Here is a 300-nt window from a genome sequence, read left to right as displayed (position 1 = left end):
CACCCCTCACCATTCTGAACGCGCCACGCGATCTCTTTGCTGAGCTGTGTCTTACCGGTACCCGCGTATCCGAACAGCCGGAAGATCGGTGCCCGCTTCCGGTCCTTGTACCAGTTGATTACGTCGTGGATTGCGCGATTCTGCTCATCATTCCACGGGATGTCCGGTCGTTCAAATCCCTGCACAACGATACGTGTTGCATCCGACCCGAACAAATCCTTCGAGTCATACGTGCTTCGATCGGGGTCTGCTGAATCGGCCTTTCGGTTCCAGAACTCCGTTGCGTCCTCAACCAAGAAC

The 300-nt window shown here is 55.7% G+C and carries 1 protein-coding gene; it reads right to left on the bottom strand.

The window, feature by feature from the left end:
* The coding region (locus AC1RPU_RS08130; RefSeq protein ID WP_481769666.1) for a hypothetical protein at nucleotides 1–300 on the bottom strand (300 nt) is incomplete at both ends.

It is taken from the genome of Dellaglioa sp. CoH-55-MRSF-7 (assembly GCF_056782235.1).
The sequence above is the reverse complement of the archived record's forward strand: the minus strand, read 5'-3'. Positions and strand labels throughout refer to the sequence as shown.